Below are 26,822 nucleotides of genomic sequence, written 5' to 3'. Positions count from 1 at the left end.
CCGGGCCGAGGAGGTTCCCGTCACAAGGTTGTGATCAGTCCTCCGTCGATGACGAAGTCCGATCCGGTGACGTTGCCCGACCGGCCACTCGCCGGCAGAACCACCGGATCGGCGACGTATCCGGCCGGGTGGACCTCTCGGTCACCGCATGGGCCGCGAACCCTGGGCGACAGTGTCCGGTGCGGTGCCGCCGACCGCCGCGGCGGCGGTGACCGCGATGTCTCCCTTCCCCAGCCAGGGATCCGTGGCAACGGGTCCGCTGCAGCGCCGTCACCGCCGCCCGCGCCACCGCCCAGGAGTGCGCCGCCGAACTGGTCGGTGGCGCACTCGTCCGGCTGTTTATCAGGAGGTGTTGTGCCCGGTCCCCGGTGAGCGCGGGAGATTCGCGGGGCGCCCGCGCCGGCGAGAGAAGTCACCGGCCGGGTTCACCGGCCGGGGGCCTGCGGCATCCACACGGCACCCCGCATGCCTGCGGGGCGCGCCGGCACGTCCTTCATTCCCCGCAGTCGGTCACTGGTTCCCCGCCGCGAAAGGGCCGTTGCCGAAGGCGAGGTGAGCGAAGCGTTCGCCGATGCGCTGGTGGGTGGCGGGGTCCGGGTGCAGATCGTCGGGCAGCGGAAGTTCGGCGTAGTCGGCCTCGCCGTAGAGATCGAGGCCGTCGAGGTAGTGCAGGTTCGGGTCGGTGGCGGCTCGCTGCTGGACGATGCGGGCCAGCTCGTCCCGGATCACGGTGAGGGTCAGTTTCCCGGCGGCGCTCTGCGCGGGATCGCCGGTGGCCACGAACCGCAGCCGCCCCTCGCTCACCGCGCTGAGGTCCGGGGCGCTGGGTCCGGGCGTGTTCTCGTGGATGGCGCAGTAGATGGGCGAGATGACCAGCAGTGGGGTGGTGGGGTGTCCGTCGCGGATGGTGTCGAGGAAACCGTGGACGGCCGGGCCGAACGCGCGCAGCCGCATGAGGTCGGCGTTGACGATGTTGATGCCGATCTTGATGCTGATCAGGTCGGCGGGGGTGTCGCGCATGGTGCGGGCGGTGAACGGGTCGAGCAGGGCGCTGCCGCCGAATCCCATGTTGACCAGCTCCACCTTGCCCAGGGCGGCGGCCAGGGCGGGCCAGATCCCGGTTGGGGTGGCGGCGTTGGAGCCGTGGCTGATCGAACTGCCGTGGTGCAGCCAGACCTTGCGGCCGCTGGGCGGTGGCGTGTGGACGGGGGCGTTGGTGCGCAGGGCGGCCAGCTGGGTGGTCTCGTCGTGCGGCAGCCAGATCTCGACATCCTTCTCGTCGTCCGGCAGGCCGGTGAAGCGCAGGGTCTCCACCGGCCCGGGACGGGTTTGCGTGGTTCCGGAGGTCATGTCGATGATCAGCGTGTCGCCCGCGGTCGCGCCGGCCCGGCCCGCGAGCCGCCCGTCGACGAGGAGCTCGTACACCCCGTCGGGACGTGGCGGCGCTCCGGCGTAGACCCGTTTGGTGGCCACGACGTCCAGCTCGACGGCGGTGGCCCGAGTGCGGAAGGCCAGCCGCACTCCGGAGGGCTGTGACTCCGCCATGGCCAGCTGGCCGTCGGGGATCTGCTGCCGGGCGCGCGCAGGCAACCGGTGGGGCAGTACGCCTCGTTCGGTGCGCTCCAGGTCGAGGGCGCCGCGGAGGAGGCCGGCGGTGATGGGAGTGGTGGTCCAGTCGTGCTCGGTGTTCATTTCTTCGGTCTCTTCGATCAGAAGGGTCGGTTGGCACAGGCGCCCCGAAGGGTTGGTCAGGAGCTGGTGGGCCAGGTGCGCAGCAGGGCGTCGAGCGCGTTGAGGATCTCGGTCCAGCTCTCCTGCGAGTCGGGGGCGCTGTGGCTGAAGCCGCCGGCGGTCTCCAGGCCGACGTACCCGCTGAAGACGCTGCCCAGCAGCCGCACCGCGTGTGTCTGGTGCGGTTCTGCCAGGTCGTATCCGCGCAGGATCGCCCGTGTCATCTGGGCGTGCCGGACGCCGGCGCTGGCGGCCGCCGTCTGCGGGTCGAGCCGGAACCGGGTTGCGGCGAAGCGCCCCGGGTGTTTCAGGGCGTAGTCGCGGTAGACGTTCGCGAAAGCGGTCAGGGCGTCTTTGCCGGCCCGTCCGGCCACCGCGGCGGAGACCTGGTCGGCGAGTTCCTCCAGGGCGAGCAAGGCGATCTTGGTCTTGAGGTCGTGGGCGTTCTTCACGTGCGAGTACAGGCTCGCGGTCTGCACGCCGAACCGCCGGGCGAGCTCCGCAGGGGTCGCCTGTTCGAAGCCGACCTCGTCGGCCAGCTCCGCCCCCGCCCGGACCAGGCGCTCCGTCGTCAGTCCTACCCGTCCGGCCCGTGCCATGTTCATCCTCCGAATCGCTCCTCATCCCTGACATCGACGATTATGCACTTGCCTAATTCTATTAGGCAAATTAGCGTGCCTATTATGAAACGGCTGACTGAGCAAGAGATTCGTGCCGCGTTCGTGAACTGCACCAAGGGCAAGGCCAAGCGCCTGAGCGTCCCCCGCGACCTGGCCGAGCAGTGCTGGGACGACCTGGACTTCCTGGGCCGGCGAGATCCCCAGGCCCCCGACCGGGCCTACCTCGTGACCGAGCTCGACGGCCGCTCGGTCGGCATCCAGCTGCGCTCCTGCGGCGTCGGCTCCTGGCAGATGCGACGCAGCATGTGCTCGGTGTGTGTGACCACCCACACCGGGGGCGTTTCCCTGATGGTCGCGCCGAGGTCCGGAAAGGCCGGGCAGCAGGGCAACTCGGTCGGCGTCTACATGTGCAGCGACCTGGCTTGCTCCCTCTATGTGCGCGGAAGGAAGGACGCGGGCATAGGCGCACGCCTCCACGAATCCCTCACCCTGGAGGAGAAGGCCCAGCGGACCGTGGCGAACCTCGCCGCGTTCATTGCCAAGGTGACGGCGTGAGCAGCGCTCCGATCCGGCCCTTCGGCGTCCTTGCCGGCACGTTGCCGCTCATCCTTGCCTTTCGTGAGTACCGCTCCGGGGAATCGACCCTCTGGATCGGGGCCGAAGCTGCGACCCTCCTCAGCGCCTTGCACACGCCGGTGCGGGACGTGCAGCGGCTCCGCACAGGGCCGACGACCTGACGAGCGAAACCGCTTCCGACCGACGCCTCCGGTCGTTGTTCAGGTGTGCCGTCGACTGACGCGCAGCGGGCGCGGATCGACCCGTTGCTTCCGGCTCGGACACCGAGCAGGGAGGGGCCCCGGCGGACGAACCGGACGACCACGCAATCGGCCGGCCCTGCGGCGGACCGACCGCGAAGAACCACCCTCAGCGCATCTCAGGATCTCGCCCGGATCGTGTACCCCCGGGCCTTCCGCCATGGCTCAAGCGCCGCCGATATCGCCGCCTCCAGACCGGTCTTGCGGACCGTCTCGACCAGCAGCACACTCCGACCTGTCGCGCGAGTGCGTCGACGGAGGGGTGGGCCAGTGACGAGCGCGAGCGTGAGGGCCTGAGCCCGGGTCGGGGCGGCCCGCCGTGCCCCGGCACCGGAGCACCGCTCGCCCGCCCCGGCCCCGGTGGCGGCGCGGACCAATGGGCCGGGCGAGGGCGGCACAGCGACCAGGTCGCTGTGCCCGAGCCCTCTCCTCAGTGCTCCCGCGCGTACGTCACGATCCAGGCAATGGCGATCGCAACCCCGAGAACCCCTACGCCGAAGATGCCAAGGGCCGTCCAGATCCCCTTTCCGTCCACCGCAGAGCGCACCCCGCCGGCGAGCCCGCCGACAGCCATGCAGATACCGAGGACGAACGTCCGCGAACTCCGAGGTCGTAGCCAGTGCCCCACGTTCGGGCGGCGGCGACCGGGCGGCGGCGGGCCTGCGGAGTGCTTCACCGGTACCTCACCTTTCCTGGTTCTGCTGGTGCTACCACATGGGTGTCACCGGGTTCCTTCTTCGACGGGGTGTAGTAGAAGTCGATTCCCGTCGCCACCACGGCCACCGGCGCGCCGAATATCTTCCCCCCGAACTTACCGATCGTGTTGATGAACGTGGGGCGATGGTGCTTCCCCTTTACCTCGCTCAGGATCGATCCCTTCTCAAGATGCTTGCTGGCCTCGCCGGCGGCGTACGCGGGCGTGCCGCCGATGAATCCCTGCACCGCGCCGTTGATGTCTCCGTGCAGGAGTGCCTCACCGCCGCCCATCCAGGATCGGTAGCTGAGGAACTCGGCAATGGGCTTGATGGTGCCGCTGCCCCACTTCTTGGGGGGCTCGTACTCTGTCTTGTCCAGCTTTGTTCGTTGTTCTTGCACCATGCCCGTCTTCGCGTCCTTCAGCGAGCCGTAGTGCATGCTGCTGAACTCGTGCGGGTCCTTGGTGAGATCCCTCAAACCCCAGGCACAGAGTGCGTCGGCGTCGACCGCACGCTGGAGAATGGCCTCCAGTCGATCGACGAGTGCGTCGACGTCACCCTGGGCCGCATGGGAGCCCTCCGGGTGCGTGATGACTCCGTCCGGGGCGATCCCGAGGCCGTGCGGCGGATTGTCGTAAATCGTTTCGAGGTCGGTCTTGGCTTTCGTCAACTCACCGTAGGCGTCCTTGAGTATGTTGGTGATGCTCTCGGCTTGGGTCACCGCATCACGGAACTCGGCTGCCGTCCTCGTGACGAACGGCTTCGTGACGGAAGCATTCTCGCCCTTCCAGGCCGTCCCTTCCGCATAGGAACTCATGTCTCCGGCATGCTTGGCGAGTTCCTTAAGCTTTTTGACCATGACAACCCAGTCGTCGATCGCCGAATCGAGTGGCTTGGTCTTCAGGTTGAGAAGCTGCTGGAAAACCAGCATCGGGCACCTCGCCTGGGTAGGGGAAGAAGGGAAGTAAGGAGGAAGGTGGATGAATGATCGGAGAAGGCTGGATCAGATGATGGGACCCTGAGCCTTCGGTATCGAGGGCTTGGTGTCTTCTTCGGGGACGTCGTAGTAATCGGCAATCTTGGACGCGCTGACCTGAGTGGCGACCCATTCGTCGTCCTTTTCCTTCGACGCCTTTGTGTAGTCGAGATGATTGGAAATGTGTGCGCAGGAATCGACCAGTGTCCCGACCTGCTTGTCCCACGCCGTGGATGCGGCGGTCAGTGCCTTGCCCATCTCGAACCCGTCCGACTCCAGACTCGTACCGGCAGCCTCGGTCGTGGTCCGGGCGTGCTTGCCGTCGGCCTTCAGGTTGTTGTGCAACTGGTAGGCGAAATGGCCGATCTTGCCCAGTTCGTCGTCGTAGATGACAAGGTCCCCGTCGGACGGTGCCGGGCCCGGGTCCGCCGTCGGCGCACTGTTCAGCTGCAGGCGGGCGGCAGCCTTGGCCTTGAGGTCGGCCCATTCTTCTTCGAAGGACATGAAGCCTCCTGTGATCGCGATGGCCGGTGCCACTGACGTACAACATCCGATTATTGACCGAACCTGCGGCATGCCGCGTCCAGCGTCTCGGGTCATAACCTCGGGAGTCCGGCATGCTGGCCTCGATCGTTTATGAGGGTCCGTCAGCTCGCTGGCGGACCCTTTGTGGTGAGTGTTGATGGGATGCTCGGAGTCTGGGCGGGTTGGGTGCCCGGCTGTCGCGTCGGGTTCCACGGCTCAGGTGGGCTCGTGCTGCTCGCAGGGATGGGAAGGTGCCGGTCAGCCGGGGTTCGGGAGGGCTTGCAGCCGATCCGGAGCGCGGGTGAGTACGTCGGTCCAGGGCCAGTGTCCGGCGAGGCAGGGAATGCGGCGACGGAACGAGTCGGGCGGCGGAGAAGAGGCGGAGCCGCAGGCGGCGGGGCTCCCGAAGCCGGGCGGCGCCGGTCGGGGCGAGCAGGCGCATCCAGGCGAGCAGGTCCAGGGCGATCTGGATGATCGCAAGCCAGATCCGGTTCTGAGCCGTATCGTGGAGAGGGGGGTTGCGCAGGCCGATTGCGCGGGCGGCGCGTTATGCGATCCTCAGCCCGGGCCCGCTGCCGGTGGCGCAGTTCGAAGGCGACGATCGCCTCGCTGGCCGTGTTGGTGGCTTTCTCGGAGTGCGCCAGGACGAGGAAGCCGTCGATGTCCACGATCACTTGCCCGTCCGCGTCCGGCGCCGCATCCCCGGCCAACCGCCGGACGTGTTCGCGCACTTCGGCGCGGGCGGTGCGGAACGCAGCCAAGACCCGCTTGCCGCCCGACGCCAGCCCGCCGACCAGGCGAGAGACCATCGGGTCGGAGGACACCGGCCCGAACACGGCCGACTCGGCCCGCAGCAGGCCCACATCGGCCAGGCAGTCCCCGCCCAACGCGACAGCGAGCGCCACATCCAGCAGGATCTCGCCCGGATCGTGTACCCCCGGGCCTTCCGCCACGGCTCAAGCGCCGCCCATATCGCCGCCTCCGACGTTGGCGAGGGGTTGACCAGACCGGCCCGCCCATCCCGAAGAACCGCGTCACCCCGGCGCCATGGAACTCCATGGTCATCCGAGCCGACACTCGGACCCCGCCACACCCGCACGACAGGACACGCCCATCCACAAAAGCCCGGGGCCCGCGTCAGCAAACTGACACGGACCCATGAACGATCGAGGCCGGCCCCGGTTCAGGCCCTGGCGATATTCCTGCCCGGCATCGGCTCCGCGAGTGCTGTCCGCCATTCAGGCGAACCGAAGCCATCCGCGAAGTACTGCGTCTCGTGCACTACATGCTCGTGGGCAAATTCCATCATGCTCACTGAGTAGGTGGGCACCCCGTCGTACGTGATGAGGCATTCGCTCACCCACAGGTTTCCGCTGCCAACGATCCGGTGGACGGTGAAGTGCCGGTTGGCAGGGTGCCCGCCACGTTGCGCCGAAATCGTCGCGCGGCCCCGGAATCGTTCACCTGACTGGGGGTAGTCGAGGATCGCGTCCGCAGCGTAGATGGCGTGCTCGGCTTCGGTATCCCCACGTTCCGATGCCCGCCAGTGTTCCTCGATTGCGGCCCTGGTCCGGATATCAGGATCCATTGCATTGTCCCTTCTGCAGGCGGTCGGAGCGATCCGGGGACCTCGGAGCGCTTCGCGGCTTCCTCCCCGGGCGCTGGGACCGTTGAACGTAATGGGCAACGGTGACAGCGTAGACGTTCCGAATTTACTTCTCCGGCGCCTGGAGGGAATTGCGGGTGTCGCGCCGCATCGGCTTGGCCGTCAGGAGCCGGAGCCACCGCTCGACCTGGTTGAGCCAGGAGGAACAGGTGGGGTCAAGTGCATGTGGAACCGGGGGTACCCGAAGCCGCTGCCTGACGGCCGGCGGTGCATGCATGCTGTCGTCGGACAGCTCGAACATGCCGACCTGGTGCTGCTTCAGGCCGAATGCCGTCCAGGTCCAGCCGACGCTGGAGCTCGACGTGCGCGGGCGGTGCGGTGAAGTCGTCGGCGGATCTGGCGCTGCTGCCCGAGCACCGTCGGCGGGCACGGGGCGATGTACGGCGGCTTGAACCACGTCCGGATCTATGTGGACCGGCTGCGAACGGTACTGGCTGGGTCACCCGTCGAAGCAACGCGGTGCCCCGCCCGCCTGGTGGTGGTCCTCGAAGACCGGCGTTGCCCCGACGATGTCGACCTTTGCCGTCAGGCATGTCTACGCCGCTTCGCCCCTGAGCACACCTTCCGCTTCGCACGACGGACCCTCGGCTGGACCACCCCGAACATCCGCACCCCAGAGGCGGCGGACCGCTGGACCGCAACCCTGATCGCCGCCCGCACCCAGCTCCGACTCGCCCGACCGCCGGCCGCGGACCTACGCCGTCCCTGGGTGAAACCCGCCGCCTCGAACAAGCTCACCCCCGGTCCGGGTCCGCCGAGGTTTCCGGGACATCCGGGCTCACCTCCCCTGCCCGACCCGTGTTCCCAACCCACCGGCACGGGCCCCGGACGACCACCCGGCGCGAAGAACGAGCGCCGGGCGCCCCGCTACAACGTCGGCAGAACCGTCAAGCGCGAACTCACGATCACCGCACATCGAACCGCCGGAAGACAAAGAGCACGCCGAGGAGGTGGCGGCGGAACCACTGGCCGCCCCGAGACCGGCGAGCGACGCCCGGCGAACGCCGCGGCACCTCGCGTCGGTCGCCGTCCGCCTCACCGAAGCCGGTGGGGCATTCCGGTACGCGAGGGGCCGCTCATTGCTCATCCTCGGCGGTCCCGACCTTGCCGACGGTCCGTACCGGAAAGAGCGCGGACCAACGGGCTTCCTCCTCACGCTGCTCCCGGCCCCGTCGCCGCCACGCCTGGACGGTCAGGGACCCCACGGCGGTGGTGGCCGCGACCGCCAGCAGCGCGATCGCACTCGGATCGACCGGCATGAGCAGCAGAAACATCGTGAGGGCCGCCGATCCCCAGCCGGTCAGCACAGCGGCCGCGGCCAGCCGCCGGGAGCGAGGCCGGTCCTGGCCCGCCCGCAGATCGATATACGCGGGCAGGTACCAGACGTTGCCGGATGCGAGGAGCACGACGACACCGACCGCCAGAACACCGTGGGACATCGGGCAACACTCTCCTGAGGGCGGGGCTTGCGGGGGGGGGGGGGGGGAGTTGGCAAGGTCAGTGCGGTACAGCGGGTTCGAGTTCGAGCGCGGCGATCTCCGGATGGTGCAGATCGAACGCCGGGGACTCGCTGCGGATGCGAGGCAGGGAAGTGAAGTTGTGCCGCGGCGGAGGACAGGACGTGGCCCATTCCAGGGAGCGGCCATAACCCCAGGGGTCGTCGACGGTGACCTTCCTGCCGTACTGGCTGGTCTTCCAGACGTTGTAGAAGAAGGGCAGGAACGACAGTCCGAGGAGGAACGAGCCGATAGTGGAAAGCGTGTTGAGCGCGGTGAAACCGTCAGCGGCGAGATAGTCCGCGTACCGGCGCGGCATTCCCTCGGCTCCGAGCCAGTGCTGCACGAGGAACGTGAGGTGGAAGCCGACCGTCAGCACCCAGAAAGTGATCTTGCCGAGGCGCTCGTCGAGCATCCTGCCGGTGAACTTCGGCCACCAGAAGTGGAATCCGGCGAACATCGCGTAGACGACCGTACCGAAGAGCGTGTAGTGGAAGTGGGCGACAACGAAGTACGAGTCGGAGACATGGAAGTCCAGCGGCGGTGAGGCCAGGATGACTCCGGTCAGACCGCCGAAGACGAAGGTGATCAGAAATCCGGTGGTCCACAGCATCGGTGTCTCGAAGGACAAGGATCCCTTCCACATCGTGCCGATCCAGTTGAAGAACTTCACTCCCGTCGGTACGGCGATCAGGAAGGTCATGAAGGCAAAGAAGGGCAGCAGTACCCCACCGGTCACATACATGTGGTGAGCCCAGACGGTGACGGACAGTCCGGCGATGGCGCTCGTCGCTGCGACGAGACCGATATAGCCGAACATCGGCTTACGGGAGAAGACCGGAATGATCTCGGAGACGATACCGAAGAACGGCAGAGCCAGTACATAGACCTCCGGGTGGCCGAAGAACCAGAAGAGGTGCTGCCACAGAAGCGCGCCTCCGTTGGAGGGATCGAAGATGTGTGAGCCGAACTTCCGGTCCATCTCCAGCGCGAAGAGCGCCGCGGCCAGGACCGGGAAGACCAGGAGGATGAGTACGGCGGTCAGCAGTACGTTCCAGGTGAAGATCGACATCCGGAACATGGTCATTCCTGGGGCACGCATGCAGATGATGGTGGTGATGAAGTTCACCGCTCCGAGAATGGACCCGAAGCCGGAAAGTGCCACCCCCATGATCCACATGTCGGCGCCGATGCCCGGTGAATGCGTGGCGTCGGACAACGGAGCGTAGGCGAACCACCCGAAGTCGGCGGCGCCCTGAGGAGTCAGGAACCCCGCGGCGGCGATCAGTGAACCGAAGAGGAACAACCAGTACGCCAGCATGTTCAGCCGCGGAAACGCCACATCGGGTGCGCCTATCTGAAGCGGCATGAGCCAATTGGCGAATCCCGTGAACAGCGGCATCGCGAACAGCAGCAGCATCACCGACCCATGCATGGTGAATGCCTGATTGAACTGCTCGTTGGAAATGATCTGCGTTCCGGGACGGGCGAGTTCGGCGCGCATCACGAGTGCCATCACGCCGCCGATCAGAAAGAAGACGAACGCGGTGACGAGATAGAGCGTGCCGATCTGCTTGTGGTCGGTCGTCGTGAGCCACGAGACGACGATCCGCCCGCGGGACGAACGGCCCGGCAGACGGGTGCCGGGGTGCGCCGCCGGCTCCTTCGTGTCGGCCCGGGTGGCCCGGTGGCCGTTCCTGGTGGAGTGCGCGTCGGCAATGGCGGCACCGGGGTCGGGGGGCATGGGCCCCTGTGCGGGGGCGGTCTGATTGCCCTGCGATTCCATTGCGTCCACCGGACCGTGTCCTCCAGCTGTTGCGGTTCTTCGAGCGCTCCCCCGGCCGGACGGGGCGAAGGGGAGCGGTCGGAAAGGTCCGGCGGATCACGAGGGGACGGACCGGACCTTCCCGGCCGCACCATCCTGGCCGTGCCCCTCGAAGCCCTCCAGGGACCGACAGGTACCTTCCACGGGGCCGACCGGCCCTACTTCGGATCCGTCAGACAGCCGACCGGCCTCACCCGAGCCGGTCCCCGCGGCAGGGCACCGGCGGGCCCTCGGTCCCGTGGCTGTCGTAGGCTGACCGTCCGTGGACCGGTCCCAGCCCTGCGGTGATCCGGTGAGCAACTTCCCGGCATACGGCACACGGACCCAGAGAGCGGCGCCCCGATGACAGAGACAGCACCTACCGCGCCCGACTCCTGTTTCGGAGTCTCGTCTCCCGGCTCCGTCTCCCCCGCCCTCGACGCGCCCGGCGCCTCCTGCCCCGCCCCGGCGACCTGGCCCGAGCCCAGTCGGCCGGACAGGATGCGCAGCCTGCTGGATGCCGTGATGAGTCTGGGGCGAGGCCTGGAACTGCCCGAGGTGCTCCGCGGGATCGTGGAGGCCGCAGTGACCCTGACCGACGCGCAGTACGGAGCGCTCGGCATCGTCGGGGACGGGCAGAAGCTGCTGGAGTTTCTGCCGGTCGGCATATCGGAGCAGCTCGCCGCCGTGATCGGCCAGACGCCGTGCGGGCGCGGAATCCTCGGCGAGCTGATCCATCACCCGGAACCGCTGCGGCTCACCGATCTGAGCAGCCATCCGCGCAGCTTCGGATTTCCGCCCCATCATCCCCCGATGCGCACCTTCCTCGGAGTGCCGGTGCGGGTTCGCGACGAGGTGTTCGGCAACCTCTACCTCACCGAGAAGCAGGGCGGGGTGAGCTTCGACGCCGAGGACGAGGCGGTGCTGACCACCTTGTCGATCGCGGCCGGGGTCGCCATCGACAACGCCCGCATGTACGACGAGAGCCGTCGCCGGGAGCGGCGTCTGGAGGCACTGGGCGAGATCACCCGCACCCTGCTCTCGGGGACGGACGCCGACGAGGTGCTGCATCTGATCGCTGAGCGGGCGATGGAGGTGGCGGGGGCCGACCGGGCCGCGATTCTGCTGCCGACGCCTTCCGCGCCCCTCTCCGGATCTTCGGAGACCCCCGGGGCTGAGGCACGTCTCACGGTTGCCGTCGCCCACGGCATGGACGCCGAACGCGTGACGGGACTGTCCGTACCCGCGTGGGGATCACTGGCCGGACTCGCCGCCCGCACCGGGACACCGGTGCACTGCGCCGATGTCCGTACCGATCCCCGGGCCCACCCGTTCGGCGACGGTGCCGAGGACGGTCTGGGTCCGGTGGTGACGGTGCCTTTGCAGGTCGACACGGGAGCGAGAGGCGCACTGCGCCTGGGGCGGCCGGTGGACCGTCCGCCGTTCGACGACACCGAGGTCGCGCTCGTATCGGGCTTCGCCGACCAGGCGGCCATCGCCCTGGAACTGGCGCGCAGGCGGGCGGAGTCCGAGGAACTCGCCGTCATGCACGACCGGGACCGGATCGCCCGCGATCTGCACGATCTGGCGATCCAGCGCCTCTTCGCGACCGGGATGACTCTCCAGAGCACCACGCGTGCCATCGCGGACCGGCCGGACGCGGCCGAGCGGGTCAGCCGGGCGGTGGATGATCTGGACACCACGATCCGGATCATCCGGTCCACCATCTTCGATCTGCGGACAGCGGACGGTTCGGGCCGTGGCGGGCTGCGGCACCGGATGACGGAGACCGCTCGCGCGGCGGCACACGCCCTTGGCTTCCGGCCCTCGGTGCGGATCGACGGGCCGGTGGACACCACGGTGCCGGACGAACTGGCCGAACACGTGGTGGCGGTCGCCGCCGAGGCGGTGTCCAATGCCTCTCGCCATGCCCGTGCCACGCGTATCGACATCGTGCTGTCGGCCGACGACGCGGTGACCCTGACCGTCACCGACAACGGCATCGGAATCCGGGACGGTGTCACGACCGCCCTCGGGACAGGGACAGCGGTCGATGCCGACGAACCGGCGGCCGGGCGCCTCGGGGGGCTGGCGAACATGCGTACGCGGGCGGAGCTGTGCGGCGGCACCCTTGCCATCGAACGGCCGGCGGACGGCGGCACCCGGATCGTCTGGCGCGTGCCGCTCCACGACTGACGCCTGAGCGCCTGTCAGCTCCCCCGGGCCGGGGTCAGCCCTGGCGGTCCTTGATCCGGCCGACGAGCATCGCGGCCTGGATCCGGCGGCCCACGCCCAGTTTGGCAAGGATCGAGGAGATGCGGTTCTTGACGGTCTTCTCGGCCAGGAAGAGGCGTTCCGCGATCTCACGGTTGGTGAGGCCCTCGCCGATGAGATCCAGGATCTGCCTTTCCCTGGGCGTGAGCGCATCGAGTTCCGACGCCTCCGACACCTCGGCAGGGGTTCGCTGGGTGCCGCGCAGCCGCGCCATCACGCGGGCGGTCGTCCGTGGATCGAGCATCGAGGTGCCTGACGCGACCGTCCGTACAGCGGCGATCAGATCGGCTCCGTTGATCTGCTTCAGCACGTAACCCGCAGCGCCCGCCATGATGGCGTCGAACAGCGCCTCGTCATCGTCGAACGACGTCAGCATCAGGCAGACGAGTTCGGGCATCAGGGCACGCAGTTCCCGGCACACCTCGATACCGGCGTGGTCACCGCCCCGGTCGTCGCCGAGGCGTACGTCCAGTACGGCGACCTGCGGTCTGCTGGCCGGTACGCGGGCCAGCGCCTCCCGGGCGTCGGACGCCTCGCCGACGACCTCGATGCCGTCCTCGGCTTCCAGCAGATCGCGCACGCCGCGCCGTACGACCTCGTGGTCGTCGAGGATGAAGACGCGTACGGGGGCCGCGGACTGCGACGGGGTCGTGCTCAAGGGGGACTTCGCGGACTCGTTCACATCATGCTCGATCGGTTGGGGGAGAGGGCCAAAACCAGTATGTGCCCGTCCGCGGGCCTGGCCCCGCCGGGGTCCCACAGCATGGCAAACAGTGTGTGAACAGGGCCGAAAGGCCCTGTGGCCGGGGCCGGTCAGCGGGCTGGACGCGGTGCCATACTGGCGCCGCCAAGATCGTCCGGGCATCACGGACATCTCCTATTCCCGGCCACCCCACTGCGCTGCACCGAGGAGTCACCGGCCCATGAACACTTCGAGCGAGGACTACCACGCACTGCTCGCACGGCATGACGCGATGCGGCTGCGACGACGCATCCTGACCCCGTTCGACAACCGTCCCGAACCGAGGAGCGCCCAGGCCCCGCAGGCGTACGACGGAACGGCCGACCAGCTGCTGATCAGCGGCTCCCTGCCACTGGTGAGCCCGCTGGAGGAGCTGATCGCCGAGCTGTACCGGCTGCTGTTCGAGCGGCATCCGTATCTACGGTCGTTGTTCCCCGAGTCGATGGCGTTCCAGCAGGTCCATCTCGTAAGGATCTTCCGCTATCTGATCGGCAATCTGCACCGTACGGACGAGATGATCGGCGTCTTCGAGCAGTTGGGGCGCGACCATCGCAAGCTCGGTGTGCGCCCCGCGCATTTCGAGGCCTTCGAGGCAGCGCTGATCGAGGCACTGCGTGTGCGCGCGGGCGCCCGGTGGACCAGTGCCCTGGAGCATGCCTGGCTGCGGATGCTGCGGCTGGCTGTTACGGCGATGGTCAGGGGCGCGGACGAGGCGATCGCCGAACCTCCCAGCTGGGAGGCGACGGTGACCTCGCACGAACTCCGCACGCCCGGTCTCGCGGTGCTGCGGGTACGGCCCCATCAGCCCTACGCCTTCGAGGCCGGACAGTACGCGTCCCTGGAGTCGCCGCTGCTGGAACAGGCATGGCGTCCCTACTATCTGGCCCGCGCGCCGCATCCGGACGGTGAGCTGGAGTTCCATGTACGGGCGCGGGGCGCCGGCGGGGTGAGCGATGCCCTGGTGCACGGTACGCGGGAGGGCGGCGTCGTCCGTCTCAGCGCCCCGCGCGGCGCGCTGGCGCTGCCCGATGACACCCCGTCCGCGGACATTCTGCTGATCGCCTCCGGTACGGGCTGGGCTCCGATGAAGGCGCTGCTCCAGCGGATCGACGCCGACCGGTCCCGTGCGCACCGGGTACGGCTGCTGCTGGGTCCCGCCGCGCCGGAGGACCGGGCAACGGCCGAAGAGATGTACGACGCGACGTATCTGGAGGCGTTCCGGCGCGGACGCCCCTGGCTGACCGTCATCGCGGCCGAGGCGACGGATGCCCGCTTCGCGGGAGCCGGGCTGCGGGCCCTGAACGGAATACTGACCCCGCGTCCCGGGGCCGCCGCCCGACAGCACGCCTTCCTGGCCCTGGCCCCCGAGGCCTCCACCACGGGGCCGGCGCGGGCCGTCTCCGAGCGGCTGGTCGCCGCCGGAGTACCGGCCGAGCACATTCATCACGAGACCACCGGCATCGTCGCGGTCACAGAAACGTCTGCCAGTACGACCAGAACCGGGTTGCTATCAGCATGACGATGGCCAGGCACCAGGTCACCGGCACCACGAGGGGGAACTCCAGCACCGCCGCGACCAGGGCGCGTGGGGCGGGCAGGACGCCATGGCGCAGATTGTGCACCGTGGTGTGCCAGAACATGAAGATGGTGGCCACCCACACGAGCACGCACCACAGGCAGAGCGCGCCTATGTCGTACAACGCCTGCGTCATCAGCCACATGCAGAAGCCGACGCCGAACAGCGTGCCGAGGTTCAGCCCCAACCAGTACCAGCGTCTGTAGCGTGCGCCTGCGAGCAGGCCCGCGCCGGCCCCCATCACCACCCCGAAGGCGACCAGCCCGATGAGCGGGTTGGGGAAGCCGAACACCGACGCCTGCTCGCTGCGCATCACATTCGTGCAGGACACCACGGGGCTCAGCGAGCAGGCGGGCACGAAGCCGGGGTCGGCGAGCAGTTCGAACTTGTCGATCGTGATGACGAACGAACCGAGCAGCCCGAGCGCGGCGGTGATCACCAACAGCCATCCGAACCCCCGCCTCGCCCCGGCGCACTCCAGGTCGTGGTCGGCCCCGGACGCACTGGCGCACTCGCGATCACGGCCCGTCCCGGACGCACTGGCGCAGATCCGGTCGTCGGCCTCGGGCCCTTGCGCCATCTGCCCGGCCTCACGCTCCGACAGTTTCATGTCCGCCTCCGTACGGAACCAACCGGCCAGACGACCTCCACCCGGATTCCTCGCGCACGCGCGAAGGCAACCAGATGTGCGGTGGCGTCCCGGCCGTCCGACGGCGATCCGTCCCATACGGCGAGCACGGTCCGGCACGTCTCCACCAGACGTTCATCGGCGCTGACACACGCGTTGCGGTCGGCCGGATCGAAAGCCAGCAGCCGTACGTGTTCGGCCAGGACCAGGAGTTCACCTGCGGCCGACCGGTCCCGCTCGGGCAGCACGGCGGGAACAGCGCCCTGGGCCGGCAGCAGCACTGTCAGCTTCCGCCCGGCCTCCCGGGCGGCCCGCCCGAACACCAGCGGCAGCCCCGCCCCGGCCCGCACCAAGGCGGCCGCACCTTCTGCCAAGCGGTCCAGCCGCGCTCTCAGTTCAGCTTCCACCAGTTCCAGGGTTCTGTTGTTGAGGTCTCTGTGCCCGACAACTGCGATCACCACGTTTCCTTCCTGCGCGCACCGCACCGTCCGAACGATCCCGCACGCCACGCCACGCCACGGCCCGGCCCGGGAACCGGTACTGGACCGGCCCTCAGCATGCGATGCACCGCAGTGAACCCATCGAAGGTCCGACGCCGCTAGGGCCGTTCGGCCCTGGGGCCGTTCGGCCCTGGCGTGGGGACGACACCACACGATGTACTCGTGCGGCAGGTGAGCAGACCAGGAGACGAGGCAGGCCCCATGAGCCACTCATGCCATCAGGCGCCCCAGCCGTCCGCGCGCACGGCGGTGACCACACCATCGGAGACGGCACCGATTTCGGGTCCGGTGGCCACCGGGCCACGCCGCACGGTCGAATTGACAGGTGCCCAGGCAATGAGCCTGCTCGGCAGGGCGCCGCTCGGGCGAATCGTCTTCACTCAGCGCGCGCTTCCCGCCATCCGACCGGTGAACCATCTGCTGGACCACGGTCAGATCGTCATCCTGACCCATGGGGACTCGGATCTGTACGCCCAGGCCGGCGACCATGGCGATCGGGGAGTCGTGGTCGCTTACCAGGCCGACGACATCGATCCTCTGACACATCTGGGCTGGAGTGTCGTCGTCACGGGGTACTGCCGCCCGGTCACCGATCCGGACGCGCTGACGCGCTACCAACGGCTGCTCCGCCCCTGGTCGGGCCCCGTGATGAACTGTGCGGTGCGCATCCGTCCGCATCTGATCACCGGAATCCGGCTGGCCGTCTGACATTTGATGGAGACTCATAGCCCTCGACATCTCTGACTATTCGTCAGCAAGGTCGGACGCAACCGGTTCCCAGGCACCGCTCCAGCGCTGGACGACCGACGAGCTCGCACCGGGCTCCGACTCGGCGGGGCCAGACGCGCCCTGGCGCAGCATCAGTACGAGGTGGCCCGTGCGGCGGCCGCGTCGCCACCCGCTACGGCACGGCCACCGAACGCAACGGAGCCACCCTCACCCCTCACGTGGGCATGACTTGTGGACGACACCTCCGGGCAGCACCCGCTCGCCCAGCAGCACCGCGTAGGCCACGACGGTCAGCAGCCCGCCCACAAGGAAGGTGCCGCGCACGTCGGCACGTGGCAGGACCAGTCCCCCGAGCGCGGCGCCGGCCGCGATACCGGCGTTGTAGGCACCGGAGTTGGCCGCGAGTGCGATATCCGTGCGGCCCGGTGCGCAGCGCAGCATCTCGTTCTGGGTTGCCATGAACACCGGCCCGAGCGCACCGCCCATCAGCACCAGGAACACCACCGCCGCCGACGGATCGGTACCGACCGCGTACAGGCCGAGCATGCCCACCGCCTGCACGGCCACGGCAGTGGTCAGCGCGGATTGCGGGAAGCGGTCCAGCAGCGCCCCGGTGATGCTCACCCCGGCCAGACACGCAACGCCGAAAGCCACGAACAGGGCGCTGACCGCGTTCTGGGAGAACCCGCTCACGTCGCCCAGGAACTTCACGATGTAGGTGTACCCCGCGAATGCCCCGGCGGCGGACAAGGCCCCTGCTGCCAGCACCGTCCCGAACCGGCGGGCGTCGGGACGTGTTCCGTAGGCGGCGCGCCCTTCTTCCGGACGGGAGGTCGGCAGCAGGGCCGCGATCGTCACGAGGGAGACGAGCCCGAGACCCGCCAGCACCGCGAGTGGCACCGGCCAGTCGCTCTGTCGGCCCAGCCAGGTCCCGGCGGGGACGCCGAGCACGAGGGCGAGCGAACCGGCGACGGACAGCGCCCCGACGACACGCCCGCGGACCTCGGACGGGAACAGGCCCACCGCGACCGGCCCCATCACGGCCCAGAACAGCGCCTGTGCGAGCGCGGTCAGCAGCCGTGCCCCGAGCAGCAGCCAGTAGGAGGTGGCCAGCGCCGCGACCAGACTGGATGTGATGAGCGCGGCCAGCAGTCCCGTGAGGACATGACGTCGGGGCATGGTCCGCGTCACGTGGGCCAGCGGCAGGGACGTCACGGCGACCGTCACACCGTAACCGGTGACCAGGTAGCCGACCGCCGACAAGGAAACCCGGAGGTCATCGGAGATGAGTTCCAGGAGGCCGATCGGCAGGTTCTCCGCGGTGTTGAAGGTGAAGGCGGCCAGCATCAGGGCCGCGAGCACCGCCTGCCTGTGCCATGGTGCCGGTTGTACCGCGACCATGCGGCCTCTTCCTGTCCTCGCCCGTCACGCCTGTGCCGTCCCCTCACGACCCAGCCGCCTTCAACCTACACACGATCGTGCCGATGCGGCTCGTTGCCGTGCGGCCGGCCACCTTGCGCACCTGGCAGCAAAGGGCTGTTGGCCCGGCCGGTACGTGAACGACGCCTTGGCCGGCCACCGGTGACGCGGGCCTCGCGGAAGGGGCCGACGTGCGCGTCCGCCGCGCCCGGCGCACGTGTACTTCGCCCCGGTCCGTCGGGCCGGTCGGTCGGGCCGGTCGGTCGGGCCGGTCGGTCGGGCCGGTCGGTCGGGCCGGTCGGTCGAAAACCTCGGCAGCGGCGCCGGTCCGTCCACTCTTTCCGGTGATCAACCCGGGGAACCGCTTTCCGGGGCCGACCGTCACGCTAACCAGGAAGCGACGGATCACCGGTCGGATCCCCGGAAGGGAACGGTATGAAGCTCCGCCGTTCGCTGTCCTCCGCTGCCGCGGCCCTCGCCGCCGCCGCTCTGTGCGTTGCGGCAGTCCACACTCCCGCCGTCGCCGCGTCCCACTGCAAGGGCAATGCCTGCACCGGCAAGAACCCGCAAGCGCAGGGATGCGGTACAGACGCGCACAATCTACCCAAGAGCACCGTCAGGGCACCGGGCGGCGGCCCCTCCGTCCGGCTGCGGGTCTCGAACCGGTGCAGCGCGGCGTGGGCCAAGGCGGACAAGGGCGGCCACGGATGGCTCTTCAAGATCGAGATCAAGGGAGGGACGTCGTATGACGGCAATCCCTCCCCGAAGGCGGAGACCTACACCGCGATGGTCGGGACGAGCCACTCCTACCGGGCCTGCATCCAGGACGTCGACAAGCAGTGGGAGTGCAGCCGCTGGTTCCAGGAACCGCCTGACGGCCCGGCAGCGCCCCATGGAACGGAGACGCGATCCCCACGGGGCCACCGGTCCCGTCGGAAGCACCCACGAGGACCGTCGTCGCATCCGGTCCTGACCGCTCGTCAGAGTCGGTGACACGGGCTGCTTCAGCGCCGCCGGGGCATCGTGACCCGTCACAGGCCGGGAACCGCTGAGGCTCTCCGTGCCGCATGCGCTACCGCGACGCGTCCGTTGGTCTCCTGAAACGAGTTGCTGGGGGTTGATACTGGTGGACTCGCGTATTTGACTGTCGCGAGTTGTCGATGCTGCTAAGCGTGGTAGTGACTTTCCGTGATCTCCAGCGGATTGTCTACCAGTCCCGCTGCTCCTGCGTCAGCTCGTGGTACCTCCGTAGTTCCGCAGGACGTTCACAGCCCTGTCGAAGGCCGAGTCCCTCTTCTTGTCGAACTCCTCCTTGGTGAAGACCGGCTCGGTGAGGTGCGGCGGAATGCCTGTGCCGTCGAAGGTCCTGCCCGACCGGGTCAGGAACTCCTCGTTCGGCAGCCAGGCCGACATGCCGTTGGGGAGCTTGCGCGGCATGACGTCCGAGAAGACGCCCTGCGTGGGCTGCCCGATCCGGACCGTCTTGCCGGGTCGGTCCATAAGGGCCTGAGTGAAGGTCTCCCCCGCGCTGAAGGTCGAGCCGCCGGTCAGCACCGCGACCGGTCCGGTGTGGCGGGGGCCCTGGGCGGGCGTGACGTACACGGGCTGGGGGCGAGTGTGCCGGGCGGGGTCGGAGGGGTCGTTGCGAGCCCGCTTGGAGTAGGCGAGGTAGGGGGTGTCGGTGAGGCGCTGGGCGATGTGGATGCCCAGGGCGTCGGAGCCGCCGCCGTTGATGCGCAGGTCGATGATCAGGCTCTTCAGGCGCTGGGTGCGCTCCTGGCCGAGGACCGAGTCCAGTGCCCTGTCGAGCTCGGCCAGCTGGGCAGCGTAGGAAGTGTCATCGCCCGCGTACCCGCCGAAGCCGGAGATCCGCAGATAGCCTTGCCCGCCGGGGAGGTCGGCGTAGGTGATCCGCCCGTGGGCGAAGTCCTGGAGGTTTCGGGCGTCCTTGAGGTCGCGCTCCACGATGAACTTCTTGACCTTGGTGTCCAGTTCCCCGGTGGGCACGACGGTGCCGGGGCGGACCTGGGCGAAGATGCGGTTGCCATCCTGGACGACGACGTGGGCGTCGTAGAGCGGCTCGACCATCTCGCTGAAGACGGCGTAGAGCTCGTCCCTCGTCGTCCCGGCGTGCACCTGAGGGCGGTACTGGTCGCGGGTCTTGTGCCAGTCGATGCCCTTGGACGCGAAGAAGGGGTAGTTCTCCTCGAAGGTCTGCCAGAAGACGTCGAAGGTCGTGCGGGGGTCCTTGGCCGTCGGGCGCGCGCAGGCGTTGGGCAGCGCCGGGATGCGCTGGAGGTTCCGGCTGCCGACGGCGTCGTCCGCGCGCAGGAACGCGTGGTCGCGGCTTTCTTGGGCGCGCACGGTCAGGACGACGCCGTCGGGCGTGGTGTAGGTGCCGGGACCGGTCCGCTGCGCAGAGTCTCCCTTGAGGCAGCTGACGGCGGTGGTCTGGTACTCCTGGAAAGTTCCGTTCCGGATGGATAACACTGTGCCGTAGCCGTCCATGCGCCAGATTCCGTCGGTGGTCGGCTGTTGGGCGTTGGCGGCCGGCGCGGCTTGGCCGGTGAGGGCCAGCACGACGGCGGTGGCCGTGATAATGCGCACGAATGTGCCTTCTCTGTGGGCGACTTGCTCGGGACAGCCCAACCGTCGCCGACGCGACGTTCTCCCGACCATCCGGCTGTCTGGTTGATCGGTGGTGGGGCCAGCCCCCCACCACCGGCAGTCCCCTGGACGATCGCGTTGGGGGGCCGACCAGCGCCGCGCTACTGGTGGTCGTGCGTATTCACCCGCTGCTAGTTCCCCGAGGAATCCAGCCCGCTGGTGACCGGCTGTGATCGCCAGCGGTGTATCGGCTCCAGGTCCCACCGGTTTCCCTGAGAAAGCGGCTGGTGGATTTGTCGTGGTAGCCGAGAGCGGGCCTTGACCCCGGATCTTGAACACGTCTATGCGGCTCGGGTCAGGGTAGTTGCTGTTGGGTGGAAGGTGTTCTCGTAAGCGATCGGGGATCGCTGGCCGAGCCGGGAATGTCGGCGTCGGGTGTTGTAGCGGGACAGCCATCGGAAGGCGTCGAGTCGGGCCTCACGTTCGTTTGACCAGCCCTTTCGCCTCTTCAACGTCTCCCTTTTGAAGGTCGCGTTGAACGATTCTGCGGCGGCGTTGTCCGCGCTGCTACCGACCGCGCTCATGCTCTGGCGGACGCCGGCGAGGCGGCAGGCGTCAGCGAAGGAGCCTCCTCGCCTTCAGTCCGAATGCAGATCAGTCGGACACGGTGAGAACGCTTCAGAAATCCCGAAGTTACGTCACAGCCGGGCAGAGCACCCGAAGGAGGAAGACCGAGTCGGCGACCGCCTCGCAGAGGAGGGAAGGATGGAGGCCTCACCCTCTGGCTTCGGCCGCAATCCAGTTCTGCCAGACGTGGACCGTGTTGGGCACGGCGGGGCGATCGAGGAGCCAAAGAACATAGCCGGCATGCCGCCGTGCCCATAGGTTGTCAGACCGAGCGGCATTTTCCAGCCTGCCGCGCAGATCCTCACCGTCAATGGCTCGAGCAACGCACAGGTACTCGCGGTCCTTGCAGCGGTAGGCCCTCTGAACGACGATCTCGACCAGGTCGGTGAGCTTCGTCCTGACTGTCTCGCCGTGGTCAGCGACCGCCACGGCCCGTATGAGGCTCTGCTTCGTGCCCCAATTCTTGGCATGCCGGGTCCACTCCTGCGGGTACCTTGCCTCCCACTCCAGGAAGAGGAGCGCATAGGGCAGCCCCTGCCATGTCCTGATGTCCCCGGGCGGGCGGTTCCACAACGCGTTGGGCAGCGAATACCTCCCGGCCTCGACGTACATCTCATGTGCCTGCAGAAAGGCCGGATCCTGCCACTGGTCCTGTCTGCCAAGCGCCAGCGTCAAGCGCCACAACTCATTGAACCGACCAAGAGCATCCCGCACGTTCCTCTGGACACCAGCAAGACGGACGAGCGCCGCAGCCCGTTCGGCGGGATCGTCGGCTATCAGCCCGAACGCCCAACCCAACCGCGCGTCCCACGCATGGGCTTCGTCAACGCCAGCACCCGTATCCGCTTCCTTCGTCACGCAGGAGATCATCCCCCAGTCACTACACTGAGGTGCATCGACCCTCGCCTTCATCCAGAGCATAGATCGCTCGGACAAGGCGAGAGTGATTCAAGAATGCCGAAGTTTCGTCAGTAGGCAGTCGTGCCCCCGACGAAGCAAGAGCCCCTGGCCACAGGGTCAAGGGCTCAGCGGAGGATCAAAGAACTCGCGGGATGTCGCACACGAGACCGGCGAAACATGGAGCCGATACGCCCCCGGGGATCACGCACGGTCACCAGCAGGCTGGGGTCCGCTGGGCACTGGCGCTGGGGCTCGACCTGGGTCTGCCGAGTGAAATCCCTTCGTCCCAGAAGGGCAAGGCGGGTGATACTCCGCGCCATGAACGAGATCATCTTGCGAACTGCTGAGCCCGATGAGGCGGGAGTGCTCACGGCGCTGACACGGCGGTCGAAGGGGCACTGGGGTTATCCACAGGCGATGCTGGATCGGATGGCGGAAATGCTGTCGGTCAGCTCCGCCACCATTCGTGACGGGCATGTCGTTGTCGCGGAGCGGGACGGTGCGGTGGCGGGCTATTACCAGATCACAGGCGAACCTCCGCACGGCGAGCTGGCAGACCTGTTCCTCGAACCTGAGGTGATCGGCACCGGGCTGGGGCGGACGCTCTGGGAACACGCCGTCGCCTCGGCCCGCAGCGCGGGCTTTCACACCTTGACCCTGGAATCCGACCCTCACGCCGAAGGGTTCTACCTGCGTATGGGAGCCAAGCGCATCGGCGAACGAGAGGTCGCCCCAGGCCGGGTGCTTCCGGTCTTGAAGGTCGCCATCCGCGCGACATGAGGGGGGACAAGTGCTTCACACTCTCGCCGAGCTGATCAACGACCTCGGCATCCCCACTCCCGGACTCAACGCGACCATCCGTCAGCATCTCCAGGAGGCCGACCCCGTTGCCGCACGCCGATACCCTGCCGGAGGTTACCTACGGTCACCATCCAGGCGGGGCTCCACGGGGAACCGGCGACAGTTGAATACGCGAGCCCACCAGTATCAACCCCCTTGCTCCGCGCCGCCATGTCCCGCGCTCGGTCCAGCGGCTCGGCGGATTCCCGGGCCGCGACGGTGATGACACAGTCGGCCGCCGACTTCCGTCGAGTGGAGTGGCCGCGGCGCATTCGACGCCCACCGTGAAACACCGTGCGGAAGCAGATCACGACCGTCCGTCGAGGGCCGCGCCACCACCGGGGGCTTCGCCGATCAGCAGGCCGACGAGCCGCTCCGCCTGATCGCGGGGTTCCGGCGTGTCGGCCCAGCCCGTCATCAGGAGGTGGTGGACGGTGCCGACCAGCGCGAGCGCGATCGAGGCGGCGTCGGTAGAGGTCCCGAGCCGGCCGAGTCGGACCTCGGCGTCCAGGTAGTCGGCGATCGAATCCTGGATCGCAGCGAAGCCCGGTGCTCCCGCTGCCAGCGCCTCGCGAATGCGCAGCGAGGTGGCGGGACGCGTCATGGCCAGGCCGGCGACCGCGGGGTCCAGGGAATCAAGCAGCGCGAGCGCGACTGCGCTGAGGTTCTCGGCGATGGTGGCCCGGCCGACTCGTCCGTGGAGTTCGGCGGCCTGTCGTGCGCTGCGTGCGAACCGGTCCAGGACCAGCTCGGCGACGAATTCGTCCAGGCCGTCGAAGTGCTTGTGCAGCATGCCCTTGGCGCAGCCCGCCTCACTGGTGATGGCTCTGCTGGTCAATGCGGCCGGGCCCTCACGGGCCAGGACCCGCACCGCCGCGTCGAAGAGCCGCTCGCGAACATCGGGGATCGCTACTCCGCGCGGTGACATGGGTCCTCTCCTGGTACGAGTCCGCGGCGCACCCCGCAGCCAACAAGGGGATTGCCAGTATGGGCGTGCGCCCATACTGTTTGGGCGAGCGCCCATTCTAGTCTGCCGGGCGGCGCGTCCGGCAGGGGGCCATGCCCAGAAGGGGCCATGTCCAACAGGAGCCACGTCCAACAGGGGGTAGTCACATGCGCGTCGTCAACACCGCACAGGCGCAGGCGTGGAACGGTTACGAAGGGGACCACTGGGCCCGGAACCAGAAGCGCTGGGACGCGGTGAACGGAGGTTTCGACCAAACCCTGATCGCCGCCGCCTCGATCGCGGAGCACGACCGGGTTCTCGACATCGGCTGCGGGGCCGGCTCCACGACACGGCTGGCCGCCCGCCGCGCAAGCCGCGGCAGGGCCTCGGGGTTTGATCTGTCGGCGCCGATGCTGGCGCGGGCCCACGAGAGTGCCCGGCACGAGGGTTTGGCCAACGTGGACTTCGAGCAGGCCGACGTCCAGATCCACGACTTCGCTTCCCACGCGTACGACGTCGTGATCAGCCGGTTCGGAGTGATGTTCTTCGCCGATCCCGTCGGCGCCTTCGCCAACATCGCCCGTGCGCTGCGTCCCGGCGGCCGCTTGGCGTTCGTCTGCGCCGCCGAGGCCGAAGCCAACGAATGGCTTCGTGCCCTCGCGGAGTTGCACGACATCCTGCCCATCGGAGGCTTCGGCGCACCCGGCAGCCCCGGCATGTTCTCCCTCGCGGCCCCGGAGAGCACCCGTGAGGTGCTGACGGCCGCCGGATTCGAGCACATCGAGGTGGCGCGTGTGGAGGCGTACGGGACTTGGGGCCGCGACGGGGAGGACGCGGCCGACTTCCTGCTCGGCTCGGGCCCTGGACGTCACCTGACGAGCCAGGTAGACGAAGACGCCCGGAACCGCGCCCGCAGGAAGCTCGCCGGCATCCTGCGCACACACGAGAGGGACGGAGCAGTACGCATGCGCAGCACCGCCTGGCTCGTCACGGCCAACCGCCCGAACTGACCCCGCCCGCGCGGCGAACCCGATCGCGATGACCCCGCCCTGCGGGAGCCGGACCGCCCTGCCGGCGCCACTGATACGTTCGATGCCGCACCCTTCACGCACCGTGATGGACCCCCTCGGTACGGGCGCGGCGGCAGCACAGCACCGATTCCCGCATCCGCACGCTGCCGGAAAGGCCAGTGACGCGGTTCTGCGCCGAAGTCCGGCTCCGCCGTGCCGGTCGCCGAACGACAGCCCGGGCCGAGCGGCTCAGTCCCGGCGGATGATCGACGAGGTCCTCCGGCCGAGTCGTGCGTGGCCGGGGGTCGGTGCACTGTGGAAGACGTGGGCCTCAGTGAACGGTTTACGGATCTGCGAGAACCATGGCGGCCGAGCCATGCGCTGCTGGCGATTCCCGTCGTGCTCATCGTCGTGATCGCCGCAGTGGACATCCTCGCGCCGCAGGACATCCGGCTGGGACCGCTGCTGGTCATCGCTCCGGCGATCACCGCCTCGTTCGCCGGCGCTCTCCCGACCGGTGTCATCGGTCTCCTGGCCGTGACGGCCCAGGCGTACATCGGCCGGCAATTCGGCGTGCTGTCCTCCCGGAGCATGGTGGTGCAGATCGTTGCTCTCGCTCTGCTCTCGGCGCTCACGGTGTGCTTCGCCCTGATACGCGAGCGGCGCGGACGGGAGCTGGCGCGCGTGCGGTCGGTGGCCGAAGCCGCGCAGCACGTCCTGCTGTGGCCGCTCCCGGACCGGATCGGCCCACTGAGGGTCGCATCGCTGTATCTGCCAGCGGAGGACGAGGTTCTGATCGGCGGAGATCTGTACGCGGCCACCCGAACGGGGGGCGGAACGCGGGTGATGATCGGGGACGTGAGGGGCAAGGGTCTGGCCGCCATCGGAGAAGCCGCCCTCCTGCTCGGCGCCTTCCGCGAGGCCGCCCCTCAGCACACCGGCCTGCCCGAACTCGCCGCCGCCCTCGAACAGAGCGTCTGTCGCTACGAGGACGACTTCGAATCGCAGGAGGCGATCGGGGAGTGCTTCGTCACCACACTGCTCCTGGAGATCTCCGACGAGGACCACATCATCCGCATGATCAGCTGCGGGCACCCCGCACCCCTGCTCCTTGGCCCGGGGCGTTCCGTCAGAGTACCGAGTCTGCGCCCGGCGCCCCCGCTGGGAGTCGGCTGTATGGGGCCGGCCGACTACACCGTGGACACGTTCCCCTTCGAGGACGGTGACACCCTCCTCCTCTACACCGACGGCGTCACCGAAGCACGTGACCGGGGCGGGGACTTCTACCCGTTCGCGGAGCGGGCCGCCCGATGGACGGAGAGCTCTCCGGAGACGCTCCTGAACCATCTGCGACGCGACCTCCTCGCCCACGCCGGTGGGCGTCTGGCCGACGACGCCGCCCTCATCGCGATCCACCGCGACCCCACCCCACCCCGTCCCGGACGCCATCCCGCGAGGACCAACCGCCACGTCGGTTTCCGGCACAGCTCCGGAACAACCGGCCCACGGCATTGACCGGCGTGGTCCGGCACGGGCGGTGATGGGGAACACCCCTGCTGTCCCGGGGTCCCCTGTTGCCTCTGGGAGACTCCTTCCGCCCCGGGGCCCCTGTCGTCCAGGGGACCACGTCTGCCGCAGAGTGCACCCAGGCATCGGGCACGGCCGAGCCACCCGAACCAGACATTCATGATCGCTT

General features: G+C 68.5%; 24 protein-coding genes and 3 pseudogenes. 10 read left to right on the top strand and 17 right to left on the bottom strand.

Going from position 1 to position 26,822, the window contains the following annotated elements; genetic code table 11:
- Window positions 1-510: 510 nt before the first annotated feature.
- Window positions 511-1,692 carry a GDSL-type esterase/lipase family protein gene (locus ACZ68L_RS21690; RefSeq protein WP_469579291.1) on the bottom strand — a complete coding sequence of 394 codons (1,182 nt, stop codon included), beginning with the start codon at window positions 1,690-1,692 and terminating at the stop codon, window positions 511-513.
- Window positions 1,693-1,748: 56 nt separating this feature from the next.
- Entirely contained in the window at window positions 1,749-2,330 is a 582-nt protein-coding gene (locus ACZ68L_RS21685; protein WP_469579505.1) for a TetR/AcrR family transcriptional regulator, read from the bottom strand.
- Window positions 2,331-2,414: 84 nt separating this feature from the next.
- Here ACZ68L_RS21685 and ACZ68L_RS21680 point away from each other — a divergent pair, with 84 nt between their 5' ends.
- Window positions 2,415-2,906 (top strand): FBP domain-containing protein, encoded by a 492-nt coding sequence (locus ACZ68L_RS21680; protein ID WP_469579289.1) that lies wholly within the window; start codon window positions 2,415-2,417, stop codon window positions 2,904-2,906.
- A complete protein-coding gene (locus ACZ68L_RS21675; protein ID WP_469579287.1) occupies window positions 2,903-3,088 on the top strand; it encodes a hypothetical protein in 186 nt (61 codons plus the stop codon). The genes ACZ68L_RS21680 and ACZ68L_RS21675 overlap by 4 nt, the downstream gene beginning before the upstream one ends.
- Window positions 3,089-3,596: 508 nt before the next feature.
- On the opposite strand, the gene ACZ68L_RS21670 is transcribed toward ACZ68L_RS21675, so the two are convergent.
- The 5 genes and pseudogenes from ACZ68L_RS21670 to ACZ68L_RS21650 form a co-directional block, all read right to left on the bottom strand.
- Entirely contained in the window at window positions 3,597-3,842 is a 246-nt protein-coding gene (locus tag ACZ68L_RS21670) for a hypothetical protein (protein ID WP_469579285.1), read from the bottom strand.
- Window positions 3,839-4,792, bottom strand: a complete 954-nt coding sequence (locus ACZ68L_RS21665) for a hypothetical protein (protein ID WP_469579283.1) — start codon at window positions 4,790-4,792, stop codon at window positions 3,839-3,841. The genes ACZ68L_RS21670 and ACZ68L_RS21665 overlap by 4 nt, the downstream gene beginning before the upstream one ends.
- A gap of 72 nt (window positions 4,793-4,864) precedes the next feature.
- Window positions 4,865-5,374: a hypothetical protein gene (locus ACZ68L_RS21660; protein WP_469579281.1), complete on the bottom strand. Its 510-nt coding sequence runs from the start codon at window positions 5,372-5,374 to the stop codon at window positions 4,865-4,867.
- 246 nt (window positions 5,375-5,620) lie between these two features.
- Window positions 5,621-6,344, bottom strand: a pseudogene (locus tag ACZ68L_RS21655) (transposase); the annotation flags it as partial.
- A 201-nt stretch (window positions 6,345-6,545) separates the two neighbouring features.
- The gene (locus ACZ68L_RS21650; protein ID WP_469579279.1) at window positions 6,546-6,950 is read right to left on the bottom strand and encodes a nuclear transport factor 2 family protein; all 405 of its coding nucleotides are present in this window, start codon (window positions 6,948-6,950) and stop codon (window positions 6,546-6,548) included.
- Window positions 6,951-7,468: 518 nt separating this feature from the next.
- Here ACZ68L_RS21650 and ACZ68L_RS21645 point away from each other — a divergent pair.
- Window positions 7,469-7,959, top strand: a pseudogene (locus ACZ68L_RS21645) (NF041680 family putative transposase); the annotation flags it as partial.
- A 145-nt stretch (window positions 7,960-8,104) separates the two neighbouring features.
- On the opposite strand, the gene ACZ68L_RS21640 reads toward ACZ68L_RS21645, so the two are convergent.
- The gene (locus ACZ68L_RS21640) at window positions 8,105-8,467 is read right to left on the bottom strand and encodes a hypothetical protein (RefSeq protein ID WP_469579277.1); all 363 of its coding nucleotides are present in this window, start codon (window positions 8,465-8,467) and stop codon (window positions 8,105-8,107) included.
- Between the two features lie 58 nt (window positions 8,468-8,525).
- Window positions 8,526-10,319 carry an aa3-type cytochrome oxidase subunit I gene (ctaD, locus tag ACZ68L_RS21635; RefSeq protein WP_469579276.1) on the bottom strand — a complete coding sequence of 598 codons (1,794 nt, stop codon included), beginning with the start codon at window positions 10,317-10,319 and terminating at the stop codon, window positions 8,526-8,528.
- Between the two features lie 510 nt (window positions 10,320-10,829).
- Here ctaD and ACZ68L_RS21630 point away from each other — a divergent pair.
- On the top strand, window positions 10,830-12,524 hold the full coding sequence (locus tag ACZ68L_RS21630) for a sensor histidine kinase (RefSeq protein WP_469579504.1): 1,695 nt from the start codon (window positions 10,830-10,832) through the stop codon (window positions 12,522-12,524).
- 34 nt (window positions 12,525-12,558) lie between these two features.
- Here the strand turns inward: ACZ68L_RS21630 and ACZ68L_RS21625 are convergent, their stop codons facing one another.
- Window positions 12,559-13,260 carry a response regulator transcription factor gene (locus ACZ68L_RS21625; RefSeq protein ID WP_469579274.1) on the bottom strand — a complete coding sequence of 234 codons (702 nt, stop codon included), beginning with the start codon at window positions 13,258-13,260 and terminating at the stop codon, window positions 12,559-12,561.
- 265 nt (window positions 13,261-13,525) lie between these two features.
- On the opposite strand from ACZ68L_RS21625, the gene ACZ68L_RS21620 reads away from it, so the two are divergent.
- Window positions 13,526-14,863, top strand: coding sequence for a globin domain-containing protein (locus ACZ68L_RS21620; RefSeq protein WP_469579272.1), 1,338 nt, complete (start codon window positions 13,526-13,528; stop codon window positions 14,861-14,863).
- Here the strand turns inward: ACZ68L_RS21620 and ACZ68L_RS21615 are convergent.
- Window positions 14,814-15,500: a vitamin K epoxide reductase family protein gene (locus ACZ68L_RS21615; RefSeq protein WP_469579502.1), complete on the bottom strand. Its 687-nt coding sequence runs from the start codon at window positions 15,498-15,500 to the stop codon at window positions 14,814-14,816. The genes ACZ68L_RS21620 and ACZ68L_RS21615 overlap by 50 nt on opposite strands.
- Before the next feature lie 26 nt (window positions 15,501-15,526).
- The gene (locus ACZ68L_RS21610) at window positions 15,527-16,006 is read right to left on the bottom strand and encodes a hypothetical protein (RefSeq protein ID WP_469579270.1); all 480 of its coding nucleotides are present in this window, start codon (window positions 16,004-16,006) and stop codon (window positions 15,527-15,529) included.
- A 243-nt stretch (window positions 16,007-16,249) separates the two neighbouring features.
- On the opposite strand from ACZ68L_RS21610, the gene ACZ68L_RS21605 reads away from it, so the two are divergent.
- The gene (locus tag ACZ68L_RS21605) at window positions 16,250-16,756 is read left to right on the top strand and encodes a pyridoxamine 5'-phosphate oxidase family protein (RefSeq protein ID WP_469579268.1); all 507 of its coding nucleotides are present in this window, start codon (window positions 16,250-16,252) and stop codon (window positions 16,754-16,756) included.
- A 228-nt stretch (window positions 16,757-16,984) separates the two neighbouring features.
- Here the strand turns inward: ACZ68L_RS21605 and ACZ68L_RS21600 are convergent, their stop codons facing one another.
- Window positions 16,985-18,178: an MFS transporter gene (locus ACZ68L_RS21600; RefSeq protein ID WP_469579266.1), complete on the bottom strand. Its 1,194-nt coding sequence runs from the start codon at window positions 18,176-18,178 to the stop codon at window positions 16,985-16,987.
- Between the two features lie 453 nt (window positions 18,179-18,631).
- Between ACZ68L_RS21600 and ACZ68L_RS21595 the strand changes: the two genes are divergently transcribed.
- A complete protein-coding gene (locus tag ACZ68L_RS21595; RefSeq protein WP_469579264.1) occupies window positions 18,632-19,189 on the top strand; it encodes a DUF2690 domain-containing protein in 558 nt (185 codons plus the stop codon).
- Window positions 19,190-19,426: 237 nt separating this feature from the next.
- Here the strand turns inward: ACZ68L_RS21595 and ACZ68L_RS21590 are convergent, their stop codons facing one another.
- The 3 genes and pseudogenes from ACZ68L_RS21590 to ACZ68L_RS21580 form a co-directional block, all read right to left on the bottom strand.
- Window positions 19,427-20,803 carry a S41 family peptidase gene (locus ACZ68L_RS21590; protein WP_469579262.1) on the bottom strand — a complete coding sequence of 459 codons (1,377 nt, stop codon included), beginning with the start codon at window positions 20,801-20,803 and terminating at the stop codon, window positions 19,427-19,429.
- Between the two features lie 341 nt (window positions 20,804-21,144).
- A pseudogene (locus tag ACZ68L_RS21585) lies at window positions 21,145-21,426 on the bottom strand (integrase core domain-containing protein); the annotation flags it as partial.
- Window positions 21,427-21,577: 151 nt separating this feature from the next.
- Complete coding sequence (locus ACZ68L_RS21580) at window positions 21,578-22,288, bottom strand: hypothetical protein (protein ID WP_469579260.1); 711 nt, start codon at window positions 22,286-22,288, stop codon at window positions 21,578-21,580.
- A gap of 360 nt (window positions 22,289-22,648) precedes the next feature.
- Between ACZ68L_RS21580 and ACZ68L_RS21575 the strand changes: the two genes are divergently transcribed.
- Entirely contained in the window at window positions 22,649-23,110 is a 462-nt protein-coding gene (locus ACZ68L_RS21575) for a GNAT family N-acetyltransferase (RefSeq protein WP_469579259.1), read from the top strand.
- A 367-nt stretch (window positions 23,111-23,477) separates the two neighbouring features.
- Here ACZ68L_RS21575 and ACZ68L_RS21570 read toward each other — a convergent pair whose 3' ends face one another.
- Window positions 23,478-24,098 (bottom strand): TetR/AcrR family transcriptional regulator, encoded by a 621-nt coding sequence (locus tag ACZ68L_RS21570; protein WP_469579257.1) that lies wholly within the window; start codon window positions 24,096-24,098, stop codon window positions 23,478-23,480.
- Window positions 24,099-24,283: 185 nt separating this feature from the next.
- Here ACZ68L_RS21570 and ACZ68L_RS21565 point away from each other — a divergent pair, with 185 nt between their 5' ends.
- A complete protein-coding gene (locus tag ACZ68L_RS21565; RefSeq protein WP_469579255.1) occupies window positions 24,284-25,126 on the top strand; it encodes a class I SAM-dependent methyltransferase in 843 nt (280 codons plus the stop codon).
- A gap of 324 nt (window positions 25,127-25,450) precedes the next feature.
- Window positions 25,451-26,641, top strand: a complete 1,191-nt coding sequence (locus ACZ68L_RS21560) for a PP2C family protein-serine/threonine phosphatase (RefSeq protein ID WP_469579253.1) — start codon at window positions 25,451-25,453, stop codon at window positions 26,639-26,641.
- Window positions 26,642-26,822 lie beyond the last annotated feature (181 nt).

The organism is Streptomyces sp. NPDC104309 (assembly GCF_055584025.1).
Note: the sequence above shows the minus strand (reverse complement) of the source record. Positions and strands in the feature narration are given on the sequence as shown.

Bases quoted from the DNA above. Each gene is read 5' to 3' on its own strand.
- ACZ68L_RS21690 (WP_469579291.1), bottom strand. From the start codon at position 1,692: ATGAACACCGAGCACGACTGGACCACCACTCCCATCACCGCCGGCCTC.
- ACZ68L_RS21600 (WP_469579266.1), bottom strand. From the start codon at position 18,178: ATGGTCGCGGTACAACCGGCACCATGGCACAGGCAGGCGGTGCTCGCG.
- ACZ68L_RS21605 (WP_469579268.1), top strand. From the start codon at position 16,250: ATGAGCCACTCATGCCATCAGGCGCCCCAGCCGTCCGCGCGCACGGCG.
- ACZ68L_RS21565 (WP_469579255.1), top strand. From the start codon at position 24,284: ATGCGCGTCGTCAACACCGCACAGGCGCAGGCGTGGAACGGTTACGAA.
- ACZ68L_RS21680 (WP_469579289.1), top strand. From the start codon at position 2,415: ATGAAACGGCTGACTGAGCAAGAGATTCGTGCCGCGTTCGTGAACTGC.
- ACZ68L_RS21595 (WP_469579264.1), top strand. From the start codon at position 18,632: ATGAAGCTCCGCCGTTCGCTGTCCTCCGCTGCCGCGGCCCTCGCCGCC.
- ACZ68L_RS21615 (WP_469579502.1), bottom strand. From the start codon at position 15,500: ATGGCGCAAGGGCCCGAGGCCGACGACCGGATCTGCGCCAGTGCGTCC.
- ACZ68L_RS21620 (WP_469579272.1), top strand. From the start codon at position 13,526: ATGAACACTTCGAGCGAGGACTACCACGCACTGCTCGCACGGCATGAC.
- ACZ68L_RS21570 (WP_469579257.1), bottom strand. From the start codon at position 24,098: ATGTCACCGCGCGGAGTAGCGATCCCCGATGTTCGCGAGCGGCTCTTC.
- ACZ68L_RS21685 (WP_469579505.1), bottom strand. From the start codon at position 2,330: ATGGCACGGGCCGGACGGGTAGGACTGACGACGGAGCGCCTGGTCCGG.
- ACZ68L_RS21665 (WP_469579283.1), bottom strand. From the start codon at position 4,792: ATGCTGGTTTTCCAGCAGCTTCTCAACCTGAAGACCAAGCCACTCGAT.
- ACZ68L_RS21640 (WP_469579277.1), bottom strand. From the start codon at position 8,467: ATGTCCCACGGTGTTCTGGCGGTCGGTGTCGTCGTGCTCCTCGCATCC.
- ACZ68L_RS21650 (WP_469579279.1), bottom strand. From the start codon at position 6,950: ATGGATCCTGATATCCGGACCAGGGCCGCAATCGAGGAACACTGGCGG.
- ACZ68L_RS21575 (WP_469579259.1), top strand. From the start codon at position 22,649: ATGAACGAGATCATCTTGCGAACTGCTGAGCCCGATGAGGCGGGAGTG.
- ACZ68L_RS21630 (WP_469579504.1), top strand. From the start codon at position 10,830: ATGCGCAGCCTGCTGGATGCCGTGATGAGTCTGGGGCGAGGCCTGGAA.